13 protein-coding genes are annotated in these 16421 nt (G+C 58.0%); 9 read left to right on the forward strand and 4 right to left on the reverse strand.

Annotation, left to right across the window (positions count from 1 at the left end):
- Positions 1-38 precede the first annotated feature (38 nt).
- Positions 39-1208 carry a sugar efflux transporter gene (locus BGP77_RS05255; protein WP_158269278.1) on the forward strand — a complete coding sequence of 390 codons (1170 nt, stop codon included), beginning with the start codon at positions 39-41 and terminating at the stop codon, positions 1206-1208.
- On the forward strand, positions 1205-1831 hold the full coding sequence (locus tag BGP77_RS05260) for a LysE family translocator (RefSeq protein ID WP_199224198.1): 627 nt from the start codon (positions 1205-1207) through the stop codon (positions 1829-1831). The genes BGP77_RS05255 and BGP77_RS05260 overlap by 4 nt, the downstream gene beginning before the upstream one ends.
- A 6-nt stretch (positions 1832-1837) precedes the next feature.
- Here BGP77_RS05260 and rep read toward each other — a convergent pair whose 3' ends face one another.
- Positions 1838-3859: a DNA helicase Rep gene (gene rep / locus BGP77_RS05265; RefSeq protein WP_108163668.1), complete on the reverse strand. Its 2022-nt coding sequence runs from the start codon at positions 3857-3859 to the stop codon at positions 1838-1840.
- Positions 3860-4049: 190 nt separating this feature from the next.
- On the opposite strand from rep, the gene aroE reads away from it, so the two are divergent.
- Both aroE and BGP77_RS05275 read left to right on the forward strand, forming a co-directional pair.
- Positions 4050-4856: a shikimate dehydrogenase gene (gene aroE, locus BGP77_RS05270; protein WP_108163669.1), complete on the forward strand. Its 807-nt coding sequence runs from the start codon at positions 4050-4052 to the stop codon at positions 4854-4856.
- Between the two features lie 4 nt (positions 4857-4860).
- Complete coding sequence (locus BGP77_RS05275) at positions 4861-5820, forward strand: hypothetical protein (RefSeq protein WP_108163670.1); 960 nt, start codon at positions 4861-4863, stop codon at positions 5818-5820.
- Positions 5821-5904: 84 nt separating this feature from the next.
- Here the strand turns inward: BGP77_RS05275 and BGP77_RS05280 are convergent, their stop codons facing one another.
- Complete coding sequence (locus BGP77_RS05280; protein ID WP_108163671.1) at positions 5905-7941, reverse strand: M3 family metallopeptidase; 2037 nt, start codon at positions 7939-7941, stop codon at positions 5905-5907.
- Positions 7942-8012: 71 nt separating this feature from the next.
- Here BGP77_RS05280 and BGP77_RS05285 point away from each other — a divergent pair, with 71 nt between their 5' ends.
- The 3 genes from BGP77_RS05285 (at position 8013) to BGP77_RS05295 (ending at position 11164) form a co-directional block, all read left to right on the forward strand.
- Positions 8013-9515 carry a hypothetical protein gene (locus tag BGP77_RS05285; RefSeq protein ID WP_108163672.1) on the forward strand — a complete coding sequence of 501 codons (1503 nt, stop codon included), beginning with the start codon at positions 8013-8015 and terminating at the stop codon, positions 9513-9515.
- Positions 9516-9576: 61 nt separating this feature from the next.
- Complete coding sequence (gene rph / locus BGP77_RS05290) at positions 9577-10296, forward strand: ribonuclease PH (RefSeq protein WP_108163673.1); 720 nt, start codon at positions 9577-9579, stop codon at positions 10294-10296.
- A 4-nt stretch (positions 10297-10300) separates the two neighbouring features.
- Positions 10301-11164 carry a YicC/YloC family endoribonuclease gene (locus BGP77_RS05295; RefSeq protein WP_108163674.1) on the forward strand — a complete coding sequence of 288 codons (864 nt, stop codon included), beginning with the start codon at positions 10301-10303 and terminating at the stop codon, positions 11162-11164.
- 173 nt (positions 11165-11337) lie between these two features.
- Here BGP77_RS05295 and BGP77_RS05300 read toward each other — a convergent pair whose 3' ends face one another.
- Positions 11338-12477: a hypothetical protein gene (locus tag BGP77_RS05300; RefSeq protein ID WP_108163675.1), complete on the reverse strand. Its 1140-nt coding sequence runs from the start codon at positions 12475-12477 to the stop codon at positions 11338-11340.
- A 130-nt stretch (positions 12478-12607) separates the two neighbouring features.
- Positions 12608-13630 (reverse strand): LacI family DNA-binding transcriptional regulator, encoded by a 1023-nt coding sequence (locus tag BGP77_RS05305; protein WP_199224199.1) that lies wholly within the window; start codon positions 13628-13630, stop codon positions 12608-12610.
- Between the two features lie 166 nt (positions 13631-13796).
- Between BGP77_RS05305 and BGP77_RS05310 the strand changes: the two genes are divergently transcribed.
- Together BGP77_RS05310 and BGP77_RS05315 are read left to right on the forward strand one after the other, a co-directional pair.
- Positions 13797-14963 carry a serine hydrolase domain-containing protein gene (locus tag BGP77_RS05310; RefSeq protein ID WP_108163677.1) on the forward strand — a complete coding sequence of 389 codons (1167 nt, stop codon included), beginning with the start codon at positions 13797-13799 and terminating at the stop codon, positions 14961-14963.
- A gap of 152 nt (positions 14964-15115) precedes the next feature.
- Positions 15116-16417 (forward strand): ABC transporter substrate-binding protein, encoded by a 1302-nt coding sequence (locus tag BGP77_RS05315; RefSeq protein WP_199224200.1) that lies wholly within the window; start codon positions 15116-15118, stop codon positions 16415-16417.
- Positions 16418-16421 lie beyond the last annotated feature (4 nt).

Here is a 16421-nt window from a genome sequence, read left to right on the forward strand (position 1 = left end):
GGTGTTTCGCACGCTGGCCGCTTGTTCAAGGAATTGCTGTGACGCTTAAGTTTTGGCTACAACCGACCATTCTTCGTCTGTTGGCGTTGTGCCTGTTGCTGGGCACCGCCGGGGCGTCCGTGTTCCCGGTGCTCAGTACGCACCTGGCCAGCAATCTGGGCATTCAGCCTTTGTGGATCGGGGTGTTTTTTGGTGCCAATACGCTGGCCGGAATTGGCGTCAGCTTATGGCTGGCCCGCCGCTCGGATGCCGGTATGAGCCGGATGCGCATTCTGGTGATCGCGGTGACGATTTCCATGTTCGGCTCGGTTGGGCTGGGTTATCTGCAATGGTATCCGGCCTTGCTGGTGGCGGGCATGATCTGGTTTGGTTTGTCGTCGACCGCCCAGCCTCAGTTGTTTGCCTTAGCGCGTGAGCAAGTTGATGACCGCCAGGCGGCGCTGTTTCAGTCGGTTCTTCGCGCCACCATTTCCATGAGTTGGATCGCGGGTCCGCCGCTGGCATATCTGTTATTTGAGCTGATCGGTTTCAAACATCTGATGCTGGTGACAGCCGGGTTGTTTGCGCTGTGTTTGTTGTTGTTGCCGGGTTTGAAAGACGCTCGTCTGGCGTCGTCGAGCACCGCGGTTTCCGTGACCGATCCGCGCATTCTCGGTTTAACGCTGGTCATCGTTTGTCTGTTTGCGGCCAATTCGATGTACGTCGTCTACATGCCGATTTATGTACGGGACGTACTCGGGTTGTTGAGCATCGCTCCGGGCTTGTTGATGGGTCTGGCCGCCGGTTTGGAAATTCCGATCATGATTGGCGCCGGTGCGCAGTCGTATCGCTGGCCGCTGTTTGGCCCGTTAAAAGTGGCGGCGGTATGTGGCGTTCTGTTTTACACCGGGGTGTGGTGGTTCGACAGTTTCAGCGCCATGTTGGCGTTGCAGATCTTCAATGCCGGTCTCGTTGGCTTGGCAGCCGGTCTGGGCATCAGCATCTTCCAGACGTTGATGAAAGATCGCCTGGGAATGGCATCGACGCTCTACACCAACGCCATCAAAATCGGCAGCCTGGCCGGTTCTACTCTGGGCGGTGTGATTGCCCAGCTGGGTGGTTTCGACTGGGTGTTTTTGTTCTGCGCCTTGCTGTCACTTCTGGCACTGGCGCTGGTGTATACGCTCGGTTATAAAACGGCTCCAACAGAGGAAACGTCGTCATCATGATCAACACCGCTTTACTCGCTGCCTTTATTCCTACTTTCCTGTTTGTCTCTCTGACGCCCGGCATGTGCATGACACTGTCGATGAGCCTGGGCATCACCATTGGCGTGCGTCGCACGTTCTGGATGATGGCCGGTGAGCTGGTGGGTGTGGGTCTGGTCGCGGTGATGGCGGTGATCGGTGTGGCGGCCATTATGCTCGGTTCACCGCAGATCTTTACCGCCTTTAAATGGGCCGGTGGGGCTTACCTGCTGTGGCTGGGCGTGCAGATGTGGCGTTCGCGCGGCAAGCTGGCGATTCCTGAAACCGGCGATTCCGAGCACGTCGGCGCCAGCCGGTTACAACTGGCGACGCAAGGTTTTGTGACCGCCGTAGCGAACCCGAAAGGCTGGGCGTTCTTTATGGTATTGCTGCCGCCGTTTCTGGACGACAGCCGCCCACTGACGCCACAGCTGGCCGCACTGATCGCGATGATTCTGATGATTGAATGGCTGTCGCTGATTCTCTACGCCAGCGGCGGTAAAACGCTGAGCAAACTGCTGGCGCGCGGTTCCAACGTGCGCCGCATCAACCGCGTTGCCGGAACCCTGATGATGGGCGTCGGCGTCTGGTTGGCGTTGGGTTAAACGCCGTTAAGAATTCAGCATCGCTCTGAGGTTGGCGATGGAGCGGCTGCCCTGTTCGCGGGTGGCCGCCGGGTCGGCGTCTTCACGGCCGTCCCACTGCAAATCATCGGGCGGCAGTTCATCGAGGAAACGGCTCGGTGTGCAGTCGACGACTTCCCCAAACTGTTTGCGCTTGGCCGCGTAAGTGAGCGTTAACGTCCGCTGAGCGCGGGTGATGCCCACGTACATCAGGCGGCGTTCTTCTTCGATGTCGCCGCTTTCAATCGAATTGCGGTGCGGCAGCAACTCTTCTTCCAGCCCCATGACAAAGACGTGTGGAAACTCCAGCCCTTTGGAGGCGTGCAGCGTCATCAGCTGCACGGCGTCGGTGTCATCCTCTTCTTCCTGACGGTCCATGATGTCGCGCAGCACCAGCTTGCCGATAGCGTCCTGCACCTGGATGTCGGAATCGTCGTCTTCGTCACCGCGCTCGAGCATGGCCTGCAGGCTGTCGATCAGGATGTGCACGTTGGCCAGACGTTTTTCCGCCTGTCGGTCGGTGTCGCTGTCTTGTCGCAGCCAGGCTTCGTAATTGATGTCGGTGATCAATTCGCGGATCACCATCACCGGGTCGTCTTCGGTGTGCAGTTTTTTAATGGTGCGATCGAGCCAGGTGCTGAACCGCTCCAGTCGTTCGCCCGCCTTGGCGGGCAGGTGTTCATGCAAGCCCATTTCCTGACAGGCTGCGCTTAAACTGACGCCACGCTGACCGGCGTATTCGTTGAGTTTTTCCAGCGTCGCCGGACCAATTTCGCGGCGCGGCGTGTTGATGATGCGCAGGAAGGCGGCGTCGTCATCCGGGTTCACCAGCAAGCGCAGATAACTCATGACGTCCTTAATTTCCGCCTTGGCGAAGAAAGAGGTGCCGCCGGTCATCTTGTAGGGAATGCGGTTCTGCTGCAGTTTGATTTCCAGTACCCGCGCCTGGAAGTTGCCGCGATAGAGCACGGCAAAATCTTTGTACTGGCCACGCCGCACCAGATGCTGATGCAGAATTTCGTTGGCGATGCGTTCGGCTTCGGCTTCATCGTTGGGCGTGCGGATGATACGGATGGGGTCGCCAAAACCCATTTCACTCCACAGCGTCTTGGTGAAGACGTGCGGGTTGTTGTCGATGACGGTGTTGGCGGCTTTCAAAATCAGGCCGGTGGAGCGGTAGTTCTGCTCCAGCTTGACGATCTTCAGGCCGGGAAAGTCGTCTTGCAGCTGCACCAGGTTTTCCGGCCGCGCGCCGCGCCAGGAATAGATCGACTGGTCGTCGTCGCCCACCACAGTAAAGCGCGGCTGATCGCCGACCAGCATTTTCACCAGCTGATACTGGGAGATGTTGGTGTCCTGATATTCGTCTACCAGCAGATAGCGAATGCGTCGGTTCCAACGCGCCAGCACTTCCGGGTGATCGCGGAACAGCACGGTGGGCAGACGGATTAAATCGTCGAAATCGGTGGCGTTGTAGGCGCTGAGCATGCGCAGGTATTGATCGTAGATTTCCACTGCCAGGGAGTGACGCGCGTCTTCCATCTTGCCGCGCAGATCGTCCGGTTCGGCCAGGTCGTTCTTCCACAGGCTGATCATGTGGCGGAAGAAATCGACGTCGTCGACCGCATTGGGCACTTCGCGCAGCACGATGTCTTTAATCAGCGCTTTGGTGTCGTGGTCGTCAAACAGCGTGAAGCCGGGTTTCAGACCCAGATGCGAACCGTCGCGGCGCAGAATGTTCAGGCCCAGGGTATGGAAGGTTGAAACGATTAAGCCATGACCGGCCTTGCCCTTGACCAGCTTGCTGACCCGCGATTTCATTTCCCGAGCCGCCTTATTGGTGAAAGTCACCGCGGCAATGTTGTGTGCTTTGTAGCCACACTCGTTGATCAGGTAGGCAATTTTCTGGGTGATCACCGACGTCTTGCCACTGCCGGCCCCGGCCAATACCAGCATCGGGCCACTGATGTAGTGCACCGATTCGCTTTGTCGGGGGTTCAATTGGGCCATGCGGCGGAGATCCTGTGGGGGCGGTATGAGAGTGCGCTAGTCTACCAGTGCACCGGAGTCGCCCCAAGCACAAAGCGGGGTTCGGTCCCGGCGAACGGTGGGCGAGTCTATTGTTTTTTAACCGCTAAGTCGTTTCAATCGGACGCACGTCTCGTTGCAGCCGTTTAGCCACGATAATAAAGGATCGAGCATGGATCGTTATGCGGTACTGGGTCACCCCATCAAGCACAGTTTGTCACCCGATATTCACGCCGCTTTTGCTCGACAAACCGGGCAGGACATTAACTACCAGGCCATTGAGCTGCCGGTCACCAGTTTTGAAACCCGCGTCTGGCAGTTGTTCAAAGACGGCTACAAAGGGTTCAACATTACGGTCCCGTTTAAAACCGACGCGCACGACTTTGCCGATGTTCTGACCGAACGCGCCAAACGCGCTGGTGCTGTCAATACTTTGACACTCACCGAGGACGGCCGTATTCTGGGCGACACCTCAGATGGCGCGGGCCTGGTGTTCGATCTGGTCGAGCAACTGGGCTGGTCACTGGCCGGTAAGAATCTGCTGATTCTTGGTGCCGGTGGGGCCGTTCGGGGTGTTCTGGAGCCGCTGTTAAGTTGTGGTCCGGCGCAGTTGGTTCTGGCGAACCGAACCCTGGCCAAAGCCGAAGCGCTGACCGACGACTTCCCGGAAATTTCGCCCACAACCTTTGAAGAGATCGGCGGTCAGTTCGATCTGGTGATTAATGGAACCTCGGCGAGTCTGTCGGGCCATCTGCCACCCATACCGGACGGCCTGCTGAATGCCGAAACCCGCTGCTACGACATGATGTACGGCAAGGATGAAACCGTCTTCAATCGTTGGGCGCGCTCGCAAGGCGTGACGCACTGTGCCGATGGACTGGGCATGCTGGTTGGGCAGGCAGCGGTAAGTTTTGAAATATGGCGTGGGATCCGTCCTGACCCGGCGCCGGTGCTGCAAGGATTGCGTGAGCAACTCTAATTACATGAAGCCATTTTTCGTTTTTGTCAGTCTCGCCATGGCGTCTTTGTCGGTTCAGGCCGAGGACACCTTTTTCTCCATTGCCGGCACCACGCCCATTCAGCAGTTTGAACGAGCGGGCGCGCGCGCCTATGTGCATCGCGATCTGGGTCGGCATCTGGCCATTGCCGGGGGGTATGCTCAGTCGGAGCCGCAGCGCGGTGTCAGCCAGGGCAGTGTGATTGCCCGCTTTTCCATGCCGTTTCAAACATCTTTAAACGAGCGCGTTTATCCCTTTGCCGGCATCGACCAGCAGATCGAAGCCGGTGCCATTGAACCCGCGGTGTTTTTGGGCGCGGGTATTGAGCAGCAGTGGATTGATCAGTGGGGCGGTTTTATCGAAACGCGTTACCAGCTTGATCGTGAGCAAGACTGGCATTTGCAGGTGGGCGTTCGTTTCTGGCCCGGCCGAGCCAAGCGTCTCGATGCGCGCGTGCGCAGCAGCGATCCCGATCAGGCTCGCCAGGACGATGACTTTAACGAGCGCATTGAGTTATCGGACGTTGAGCAGCGCCAGGCACAACCACAACCGGAGCCAGAGCCAGAGCCAGAGCCAGAGCCTCAGCCAGAACCGGAACCCGTCGTTCAGGCGGAACCCGAACCCGAGCCGGAACCCGTCCGAAGCGACTCGGAAACCGATCGCTTCCTGGCCAGCATCATGGAACAAGCCAAACGCGATTTACCCGACGGTGTTTATGTTCACCTCGGGTTTTTCCGTCAGGTTCAGTCCATACAGCGCTACCGCAATCTGGTCACCGATTACGTCTGGGGCGATGAATTACTGGTGCATTACGACGAGCCATTAAACGGCTTTCGGGTGTTGATCGGCCCGTACACCGAACCCGATGCGCGGGCTCGCCGGCAGGACATTCGCGAGCACGATATGGATGCGTTTATCTACTGGGTGCCGCAGCGCGACCGATAACAAACCAATAAACGACATGGCCGCGATACCGGAACAGTCCGGTATCGCGGCCATTTTTTTGCGGCTGTTTTTTAGGCGATCTGTTTAGGCCGCAATGCCCGAATGACGCAGCAAGGCATCGACACTCGGTTCGCGGCCACGAAACGCCTTGAACAAATCACCGGCAGGCTGAGTGCCACCGTTGGCCAGAATGGTGTCGCGGAAGGCGCGGCCGGTGTCGGTGTTGAACACGCCTTCTTCTTCAAAGCGGCTGAACGCATCGGCGCTCAACACTTCGGCCCATTTGTAGCTGTAGTAACCGGCGGAATAACCGCCTGCGAAAATGTGGCCAAAGCCGTTCTGGAAACGATTTTCGGCAACGACCGGCACCACGCTGACTTCGTTGCGCACCTGATCAATCACCGACTGAATGTCGGCGGCGCTGAAGCCATTGGTACGGCTGTGCAATTCCATATCGAATAAAGCGAACTCCAACTGACGCACCGTGCCCATGGCCGAATGGAAATTCTTCGCGGCGAGCATTTTATCGAGCAGCGCTTGTGGCAGCGGTTCACCACTGTCGACGTGGCCGGAAATAAACGCCAGCGCTTCCGGTTCCCAGCACCAGTTTTCTAAAAACTGGCTGGGCAATTCGACGGCATCCCAGGCGACCCCATTAATGCCGCTGACTTCGGCCACGTCGATCTTGGTCAGCATGTGATGGAGGCTGTGGCCGAATTCGTGGAACAGGGTGGTCACTTCATCGTGCGTCAGCAGGCTGGGCTTGTCGCCGACGGGCGGCGTGAAGTTGCAGGTCAGATAGGCGACCGGTTTTTGCAACAGGCCACCGAGCTCGGCGCGACGACGGCATTCGTCCATCCAGGCGCCACCGCGTTTGCCTTCGCGGGCGTAGATGTCCATATAAACGCGGGCGATGACGTCGCCGTTTTCCAGGACGTTATAGAGCTGCACATCCGGATGGTAGCTCTCAAACGATTCGACCGGCTCGAAGCTGACGCCGAACAAACGGTGAGCGGTTTCGAACAAACCGTTGATCACGCGCGGCACCGGGAAATAGGGTTTCAGTTCTTCCTGCGAGACCGAATATTGCTGCTCTTTCAGTTTTTCGCTGGCGTAACCGACGTCCCAGGGTTGCAGGTCATCCAGGCCTAACTCGTCGCGTGCGAAGGTTTTTAATGCATCGAATTCGCGCTTGGCTTGCGGCACGGCTTTGTCGGCCAGGTCGCGTAAAAAGGCGAGCACACCGTCCGGACTGTCGGCCATCTTGGTCGCCAGTGACACTTCGGCGTGGTTAGCAAAGCCGAGCAATTTGGCCGCCGCCTGACGTTTTTCCAAAATGGCAGACATCACCGGGCCATTATCGAACTGGCCGCCTTGCGGGCCAATCTCTGAGGCTTTGGTGACGTTGGCGAAATAGGTTTCGCGGCGCAGCTCGCGATCATCGGCGTAGGTCATCACCGGAATCACCGCGGGCATTTCCAGCGTGACCAGCCAGCCGTCTTTGCCTTTTTGCTCGGCGTACTGACGCAAGGTAGCGCGCGCCGATTCCGGCAAACCCGCCAGGCGGTTTTCGTCAGTGATGTGCAGGCTCCAGGCCTGGGTGGCGTCGAGCAATTGCTCGCTGTATTTCTGACTCAGCTGCGCCAGCTCCGCTTGCAGATCGGCGAAGGCTTTTTTGTCAGCGTCGTTTAAGTCGACACCGGCCAGACGGAAATCGCGCAGCGATTGTTCAATGGCGGCTTGCTGGGCGCGGCTGAGTTCGGCGAAATCGTCACGCTCGGCAATGGCCTGATAGGCCTCGAACAAACCGCGATGCTGGCCCAGCCAGCTTTGGTATTCGGTCAGCAGGTTCAGCGCCTGGCTGTAGGCATCGCGCAATTCCGGGGAATCTTTCACACCGGTCAGGTGGCCGAACAGCGCCCAGGCCTGATCGAAGTTTTCATGGCTGCGGTTAATCGGCTCAATCAAATTGTCCCAACGCGGTTCGCCCACCTGGGCGAGCAACATCTCGATGGTGTCGCGGTTGCGCTGGAGCAACGTTTCGACAGCAGGCACCACCTGGTCGGGCTGGAACTGTGCAAAGGGCGGCAGTTCGTGTTGTTCGAGTAAGGGATTGGCCATTGTGCCCTCCGTTTTCCTATGGCGATGCTAGGGTTCGTTAAAGCGTCATCGAACGGCAGTATAACGAGCCCATGCTGAGACCGCTGTACCGTTTTGCTCACCGTCGTCGCCATCCGTTGGCAGCCGCTTTATTGATTTGGCTGCTGTGGTCGGTATTGGCGCGCGAAGATGCGCCGTCATCCTGGGTGCTGAATTGGGGGCTCGAACAGGGCGAGACAAGTCCGGCGTTCATCGGTGTCGCCATCGATGCCGCCATGCTCACCGGCGGAGAATGGTGGGCTGGTGAAGGGCCGCCGCGACCGGTCGATCTGGCCGACGAAGAACTGCTGCACTGGGCGCAGCTGTTACAGCCAGCCTGGGTGCGATTGGGCGGTACCGAGGCCGACCGGTTGTGGTGGCGCCTGGACGATGAAGATGAGATCGACCCTAGCTTAAGCCGCGCCGATATCATCCGGTTTCTTGCCTTCGTGGAAGCCTTACAAGCCAAGCCGATGCTGACCGTCAGCACCGGGCCGCGGGTGCGCGACGACAACGACGACTGGCAGCCCGACCAACTGCAACGCCTGCTCGACTGGCTGCCGATGGACTACAACGGCATCCTCGAATTCGGCAACGAACCGGGCGCGCACTGGCTGATGTTTGGCCCCAGCCATCAAATTGGCTTCGAACAATACAGCCGTGAATTCGATCGGGCGCGGCGCTACACCGGCGACATTCCCCTGGCCGGCCCGGCGAACGCCTTCTGGCCGGAAGTGGGCGAACCTTTGAGCACACTGGTTGGCTCGTCGCGCGAATTTCTCGAAAGCGGTGTCGAACCGGCCATCTTCACCTGGCACTACTACCCGACTCAGTCGCGTCGCTGCACGGTGCGCACCGAAGGCGCCGAGTGGGAATCGCTGCTCGATGTCGAAGCGGTGACCGAATTTGCCCAGCAATCGCGCACAGTGAAAAGCTGGATCGAGCGCTATTCACCCGACACCCGATTGTGGCTGGGCGAAACCGGCCCGGCGCAATGCGGCGGTGTCGACCAACTGACCAACCGCTTCGGCGCCAGTCTGTGGTGGTTAACGCAGCTGGGGTTGGCCGCCAAAACCGGTCAGGAAACGGTGATTCGGCAAAGCCTGATGGGTGGCGACTACGCCTTGCTTGCCTACCGCAACCACTACAGCCCCAACCCGGATTACTGGGCGCAGCTGTTGTGGCAACGCTTGATGGGCCCGCGCTGGCTGTCAGTCACCGGCGCCGATGGCGTAGTGCAAGCCTTTGCGCATTGCGCGCCGGGTCACCGTGGCGGCATGACGTTATTAACGGTGAACCTCACAGACCAACCGATGAACATTCGCCTGCCCTTCGACTCAGAACCGGCGCAGGCATTAACGGTGACCAGCACCGCGCTCGACAGTCGCTTGGTGCAAATCAACGGCCACCTGCCGGAAACGCTCGACTGGCAAACCGACGCGCCGTTGCCCTGGCAGCCGCTTGAGGTGCAAAGCGTGCAACCCGGGCACAGTTATCGCTTCAGCCGCATTGCCGACCACCCCTATTGTTCCGGCGCGCCGACCGGGCTGCGGTAGGCATCGTCAGACGCAATCCCTATACTGAGCGCCTTCATTCTCTGCCAGAAGGCACTGCCGTATGCGTCCCAGTGGCCGCCAGCCCGACCAATTGCGCCCCGTCTCCATTCAACGCCGTTTCACCAAGCACGCCGAAGGCAGTGTGCTGGTCAGTTTCGGTGACACCCAGGTGATTGTGACCGCCAGCGTTGAAACCGGCGTACCGCGCTTCCTGAAAGGCCAGGGTCAGGGTTGGGTGACTGCCGAATACGGCATGTTGCCGCGTGCCACCGGATCGCGGAACCAGCGCGAAGCGGCCCGTGGTAAACAGGGCGGTCGCACCGTTGAAATCGGTCGACTGATCGGCCGCTCGCTGCGCGCCGCCATCGACTTAAAAGCCCTGGGCGAACATTCCATCACCATCGATTGCGATGTCATTCAGGCCGACGGTGGCACTCGCACCGCCTCCATCACCGGCGCCTATGTGGCGCTGTGCGATGCCATCAACGGCATGCTGGAAAAAGGTCAGATCAAGAAAAACCCGATCAAACATCCCATCGCCGCTGTCTCGGTTGGCGTCTGGAATGGCGAGGCCGTGCTCGATCTGGATTACGCCGAAGACAGCACCGCCGAAACCGACCTCAACGTTATCATGACCGCCAGCGGTGGCTTCGTGGAAATTCAGGGCACCGCCGAAGGCGAACCCTTTGCGCCCGACGAACTGACCGCCATGCTCGCCCTGGCGCAAAAAGGCGTCGCGGAACTGTGCGACATCCAAAACGCTGCACTGAACGAGGCCTGATGCCATGCCGCTGTCGATGACCGCCTTCGCCCGTCGCGAACACAGCCTCGCCAGCGGCCAGCTTTCGGTTGAGCTGCGCTCGGTGAATCACCGCTATCTGGAAGCCAGTTTCAAACTGCCCGACAGTTTAAAACCGGTGGAAATGCCGCTGCGCGAGCAACTGAAAAAACGCGTCGCGCGCGGCAAGGTGGAAGTGAACCTGCGCTTCTACCCAGCCCAGGGCGGCGATAGCCTGGCAGTAAACACCGAACGCCTCGAAGCGTTGGGCCAGGCACTCGATCAGGTGCGCGCCACTCTCCTCGACAGCGCCGCGCCCAACGCTATGGACCTGCTGCAATGGCCCGGCGTATTGGCCGAAGCCGACACCGATATGGACGCCGTTTTCGAGTCGATGAAAGCGCTGTTCGCGGATGCCCTGGATGACCTCATCGCCCACCGCGAACGCGAAGGCAAGGAACTGGCCGGCTTGCTGCGCCAGCGCCTGGATGCCATTGAAGTCATCGTCACCGACGTGCGTAAAAACGCCCCAGCCTTAGTCGAAGCCTTCCGCGACAATTTAAAAGCCAAAGCCGCCCAACTCTCAGTCGACCTAGACCCGGAACGTCTGGAACAGGAAGTGGTATTACTGGCCCAAAAAGCCGACGTCGCCGAAGAACTCGACCGCCTCGACACCCACTGCCAGGAAGCCCGCCACGTGCTGACGCAAAAAGGCGCCATCGGCCGCCGGCTGGATTTTCTGATGCAGGAATTCAATCGCGAAGCCAATACGCTGGGTTCAAAAGCGACCAACACCGATACCACCCAGGCCGCGGTGGATCTGAAAGTGTTGATCGAGCAGATGCGCGAGCAGGTGCAGAATTTGGAGTGAGGGTCACTCAAGAATTGATTGATCAGGCGATGCATTCATCAATGCATCGATTGCCGCCAGAAGAGACTCTGATGCATCAAACAGCCGAAGTTTGGAAAATTCTATAAGATATTGTGCTTTGTATGGATTCGCCGTGTCTTTCGGGTCGTACCAGCTTTGATGGGAAATCTGGATCAACCATCCAATGGTGCCAAAAATAACCGCTTGGGTGATTCGGGTAAGCCTTTCCAGCCTAAGGCAATAAAAACAGGCATCCCTCGCTCGGCCGAAAATGCCTGATAACGCTCGGCCGCATAGGCACTGGACCAGGAAACCTGATCGGTTTGCTGACCTTCGATAGTTCGAAAATGAGTGCCTCTGAATTTGCATTCAATGGCAAATTGCTGACCGTTCTTGTTTTGTACAACCAAGTCGGGATTGCCGTTTGATTTAACTCGTATCGAAGAATCAAAGCCTTTGTCTGGTGTCCATTCAAGAATTTCATGCGTTCGGTTTTCCACCAAATTTCTAGCCAGATATATCTCGAATTTTCGACCCTTGATGATGGACTCGTAGCTGCTTGAATCGAAATTAATGTCGAAGATTTTGCTGTCGTTTTTTAGCTTTTTATAACGCTCTGACACCTCAGCGTATTCTTTTTCCAAGGCGTCGTATTCATACTGCATGTCTGGAACAGTAACGCCAGCTCTGCTGTGAGTTTGATGGATAACGTCAAAGAGTCGTTGTTCTCGGCGAATAAAGTCTTCTTTTTCTTGATTGATTCGGGAGATTTTCTGTGTGAGCCGGTAGTTTTCCTGTCTCAACCAGCGGTTTTCATGATTGGGAGTGGGGCTGGGTTTTTGTTCCGAGACAGTTGGATAAATCCGTTTATTTCGTGAGTATCGACTTGGGTATTGTGTGTTGGATGATTTGGAATAGCACCTGTAGCTGAATATTAACAACAATAAGAACAGGGTTAAGGCGCTGAAGAATTTCCAGGTTTCAGAGATGGGGAAACGCCGCCCATAGAGTACAAAGGCGACGAGCCGATCCTGATTTTTCAGGAAAACTGAGCGGTTGTTTTTCAGGCCGTACAGCCATTGCCCGGTATCGCCAGCATAAAACAGACGAAAGCCATCGTTGGGTTGCAGCAACGATATTGCCGGGGCGCGGATATTATTGGCATCGTAAAGCAGTAATGGTTTTTTCTGAGTATTGATGACGTACACCGGTAATCGCTGCAGTAAAAAAGGCGAGTAATGAGCGTCAATGATCCAGGCAGTTAAGGCAGATGATAACGAAGCAGTGACGAGCGCCAACAGAAATTTTCTCATGATGTATGCGCCATCAATCGCTGGTTTGGTTCAACATGCCTTACTCCCTCAGGCGGGCGATTCAAATTTTGACAGACGGTTAAGTTATCGACTTTAGCGTCATGCTGAAAGGCTTATGTCCTTGCTCCGCCTAGGCATCTCTAACAGATCCCCGCACCACCGCCTCCATCTCCACCAACTGAGCCCCCGCATCGGCTTTGGCATCCAACAACATCCGCACCGCCTCGCGTCCCATGGTTTCGTGGGGCAACGCTATGGTGGTGAGGCCGGGACGTAAGTAGGAGGCGAGTTCGTCGTTGTCGAAGGAGACGATGGAGGTGTCGTCGGGGATGCTCAGGCCCGCTTCGGCCAATGCCTGATAAGCGCCGAAGGCGAGGCGGTCGTTTAAACACAACAATGCCTTGGGCCGCTCGTGTTTGAGGTATTTCTTCACCAGTTTGTAGCCGTTTTCTGGCTCCCAGTTCCAGCTACTTAACTCATCGTCAAAGCTCAGGCTGCGTTCGGCCATTTCGGTGCGAATGCCATCGAGTCGGCGGATCACCGTTTCGGAGCGGAATAAGCCTTCTTCCACATCGGCGTTGTGGCCGACCAGTACCAAGCCTTCGCTGAATCCTGCCTCGGCCAGCAGTCGTACCGCTGCGCGCCCGCCGTTGAATTCGTCTGGCAGGATGGCCGTCGGGCACTGCTTGCTGGTGCCGTTGAGCATCACCATCGGCATGTTGGCGGAGATTTCCGGCAAGAACACTTCGCGTGAGCGCATGGCGGCGAAGATGATGCCGTCCACCTGGCGGTCGATGGCTTCGTCGATCGCCCGGGTTTCCAGCGCCGGGTCGCCGTGCGTTTCCAGCACCAGCATCACCTGTTTAGCGGCTTCGGATTCGGCCAGAGCGCCGCGAATCAAACCGCTGGCGAAACGCGTCGTGGCGATGTGGTCGGAAATAAACGCCAGGGTTTGGGTTTTATCGGTACGCAGGGCGCGGGCGGCGGCGTTGGGTCGGTAGCCCAATGTGGCGGCTGCTTCGTGCACCCGGGCATGGGCTTCGGGCGACAGCCGGGTGTCCGGGCGGCCGGTCAGAATCATCGAGGCGGCCGAGGTCGAAAGGCCCGCCAGTCGGGCCACATCGGCGAGCGTTACGCGCTTTTTCTTGCTCAAAATACAATCCGTGCTGGGTGTCTGGTCGCAGAGCATACCCTGAAAGCTGAAAATCGCGCAGCCTTGACAATGTGCTAAATCGTTTTATCTTTGTGCCATCCGGTTCGGCGAGCCCTACAAAAACCAACGCTCGCCAACCCTTCAGCATCATCATTGAGGACACAGCATGGGCACAGAGGTAGTGGGCCACATTCAGCCGGGCTTTGAGGCCGTACGCGACGCCTTTCGCGCTGGTTTCGAGGAAACCGATGGCTGGGGCGCGGCGCTCAGTATTTGGCAGGACGGCGAGGAAGTGGTGCATCTGCACGGTGGTTCGGCCGACCCGCGTCAACACAAGCCCTGGACTGATGAAACCGCCGCCGTGGTGTTTAGCTGCACCAAAGGTTTGATGGCTATTATCGCCGCTCAACTGGTGCAGGAAGGCAAGCTCGACTATCAGCAAAAAGTCGCCCACTACTGGCCCGAATTTGACGCTCATGGCAAAGCCAACATTACCGTTGCCGAAGCGCTGTCACACCGCGCCGGCCTTAGCGCGCCGCGCCAGCCATGGTCATTTGAAGACCTGCTCGACTGGTCCAAACCGGTCAATGCCCTGGCTGAGCAAGAGCCGCTGTGGCCGCCGGGCAGTGGTCATGCCTACCACGCCATTACCCATGGCTGGCTGGTCGGTGAAATTCTGCACCGTGCCAGCGGCACCCGGGTGCGTGACCTGGTGCAGCAGCGGCTGGCGCAGCCGTTGAATGCCGATCTCTGGGTGGGTTTGCCGGAAGACAAACAAGACCGCGTTGCCCACATCGGCTGCAGCCAGGCGCTCTACGATCTGTGGGATGCCGAGGCCGCCAAAGACAGCCCGGAACAACCCTATTGGCCTTACCGTGCCATGACCTTAGGCAATGCCTTGCCCGCTGCCTTGGTTACCGATACCGAAGGTTTTAACGACCCGCGTTTGCAGGCCGTCGAAGCGCCGGGCGCCGGTGGCATCGCTACCGCCCAGGCATTGGCATCGATCTGGTCGGCTGTGGTGACGCCTACTCAGGGCGTGCGTTTACTGCAAGACGATACGTTGAGCGTTGCTACCGAGGTGATGAGCCAGGGACCGCAGATTTATCCAGCACCAGGTCCGTATCCGGCTTGGGGCAGGGGGTTTCAACTGGATTCAGAAGTACGTCGTTATCTGAGTTCAGACAGTTTTGGTCACGACGGTGCCGGCGGTCAGGTGACCTTTGCCGACCCCGAGCGTCGTCTCGGCTTTGCCTTCGTGACCAACTGGATGTATGGCGAGGGCGACCCGCGTGCCACCCGTATCATCCAGGCGCTCAAGGAGATGTTCTGAGCGCACCAAAGAGGGCGGTGTGATGCCGCTTACAGTGTAAGAAGTGCCGGGTTTGCTTTACAGAGTGTGCCCGGTCACCGATGATATGCTAAAACCTTTTAGCAAGATCCGTTCAGCAATACCGCTGAATGGACGCCCTTGAGGAGGTCGTCATGATAAAAACAACATCCAAGGCCTTGCGCTTGTCGCTGCTGGCCTGCGCCGCCACCCTGTCCGCTCCGAGTTTTGCTGCCTTAAGTTGTGGCGCCGAGCCGGTCACCATGAAAGCCTATTTTGAAACCGGCTTCCCGCTGCCTTCGCAATTGGCCGAGGAATTCAGCAACCAATTCCCGAACGTCAGCTTCGACATTCGTGAAGACCAGTTCGCCAACCTGATGGAAAACAGCCCGCGCCTGCTGTCGCAAGACAACGCGCCGGACCTGATCCGTCTGCCCAGCATCAGCGATCTGGTCGCCAACGATCTGCTGCAAAATCTCGATCCATATTTCGATGAGTTCGGTTGGGACAGCTTCCCGGCGTCGCAACTGGTGCAGCTGCGTCTGCACGAAAGCGGTCGTCCGCGTGGCATCGGCTCTTTATACGCCCTGGGTTTGAACTACAGCACCACCGGTGTGTTCTACAACAAAGATCTGGCGGCTGAGCTGGGCATGACCGAGGTGCCGAAAACGCTGGCCGAACTCGATGATCTGCTGGCGCGCGCCAAGGCCGCCGATTTGCAGCCAATCATGCAGTGGAACAAAGACACCGCCGGCATCAACTTCCCGCTGCAGAACCTCATGGGTTCCTATGGTGATCCAGAGCCGATCAACGAATGGATCTTCCAGCAGGAAGGCGCCAGCATTGTTACCCCGGAAAACCTGGCCGCTACTGAGCATTTACAGCAGTGGATCGAAGCCGGTTACTTCCCGCGCAACGCCAACTCCATCGACTATTTCAACATGATGAGCCGCTTCACTCAGGGTCAGGGTCTGTTGATGTTCAATGGCGATTGGGAATCGGCCAACCTGCAACAGCAGATGGGCGACAGCGTTGGTTTCTTCCTGATGCCGCCGCTGGAAGAAGGCGGTCGCTACGCCACCATGTCATCGCCACTGACGTTCGGTATTGGCGCGAATTCCAATAACCCGGATTGCGCCGCCTTCTTCCTGAACTGGGTCGCGACCAACGAAACCGCACGTCAGATCAACGTTGAAGTCGGCGGCTCCAACCCTGGCGGTCCGGCCTATCTGCCGTTGCCGGAAGTTGATCCGAACTCCTTGATTGCGTCGACGCTGGCGGCCAGCCAGGTCATTGCTGCGAACAACGGTGCGATGGACTTCACCGCCAACGCCACCGGTGCGATTTTCGCCGCGGCCTGGACGCCGGAACTGCAAAAAATGGTCGGTGGACGTCAGGATGCCGAAGGTCTGCTTGAAACCGTGCAAGAAGAATACGAGAAGCAGCTGTCGCGCTGAGCTT

This window comes from Saccharospirillum sp. MSK14-1 (genome assembly GCF_003054965.1).
Taxonomy (GTDB): Bacteria; Pseudomonadota; Gammaproteobacteria; order Pseudomonadales; family Natronospirillaceae; genus Saccharospirillum.

Coding starts and splice junctions, on each gene's coding strand:
- rph (WP_108163673.1), top strand. CDS start 9,577: ATGCGTCCCAGTGGCCGCCAGCCCGACCAATTGCGCCCCGTCTCCATT.
- BGP77_RS05315 (WP_199224200.1), top strand. CDS start 15,116: ATGATAAAAACAACATCCAAGGCCTTGCGCTTGTCGCTGCTGGCCTGC.
- aroE (WP_108163669.1), top strand. CDS start 4,050: ATGGATCGTTATGCGGTACTGGGTCACCCCATCAAGCACAGTTTGTCA.
- BGP77_RS05275 (WP_108163670.1), top strand. CDS start 4,861: ATGAAGCCATTTTTCGTTTTTGTCAGTCTCGCCATGGCGTCTTTGTCG.
- BGP77_RS05310 (WP_108163677.1), top strand. CDS start 13,797: ATGGGCACAGAGGTAGTGGGCCACATTCAGCCGGGCTTTGAGGCCGTA.
- BGP77_RS05260 (WP_199224198.1), top strand. CDS start 1,205: ATGATCAACACCGCTTTACTCGCTGCCTTTATTCCTACTTTCCTGTTT.
- rep (WP_108163668.1), bottom strand. CDS start 3,859: ATGGCCCAATTGAACCCCCGACAAAGCGAATCGGTGCACTACATCAGT.
- BGP77_RS05285 (WP_108163672.1), top strand. CDS start 8,013: ATGCTGAGACCGCTGTACCGTTTTGCTCACCGTCGTCGCCATCCGTTG.
- BGP77_RS05295 (WP_108163674.1), top strand. CDS start 10,301: ATGCCGCTGTCGATGACCGCCTTCGCCCGTCGCGAACACAGCCTCGCC.
- BGP77_RS05280 (WP_108163671.1), bottom strand. CDS start 7,941: ATGGCCAATCCCTTACTCGAACAACACGAACTGCCGCCCTTTGCACAG.
- BGP77_RS05300 (WP_108163675.1), bottom strand. CDS start 12,477: ATGAGAAAATTTCTGTTGGCGCTCGTCACTGCTTCGTTATCATCTGCC.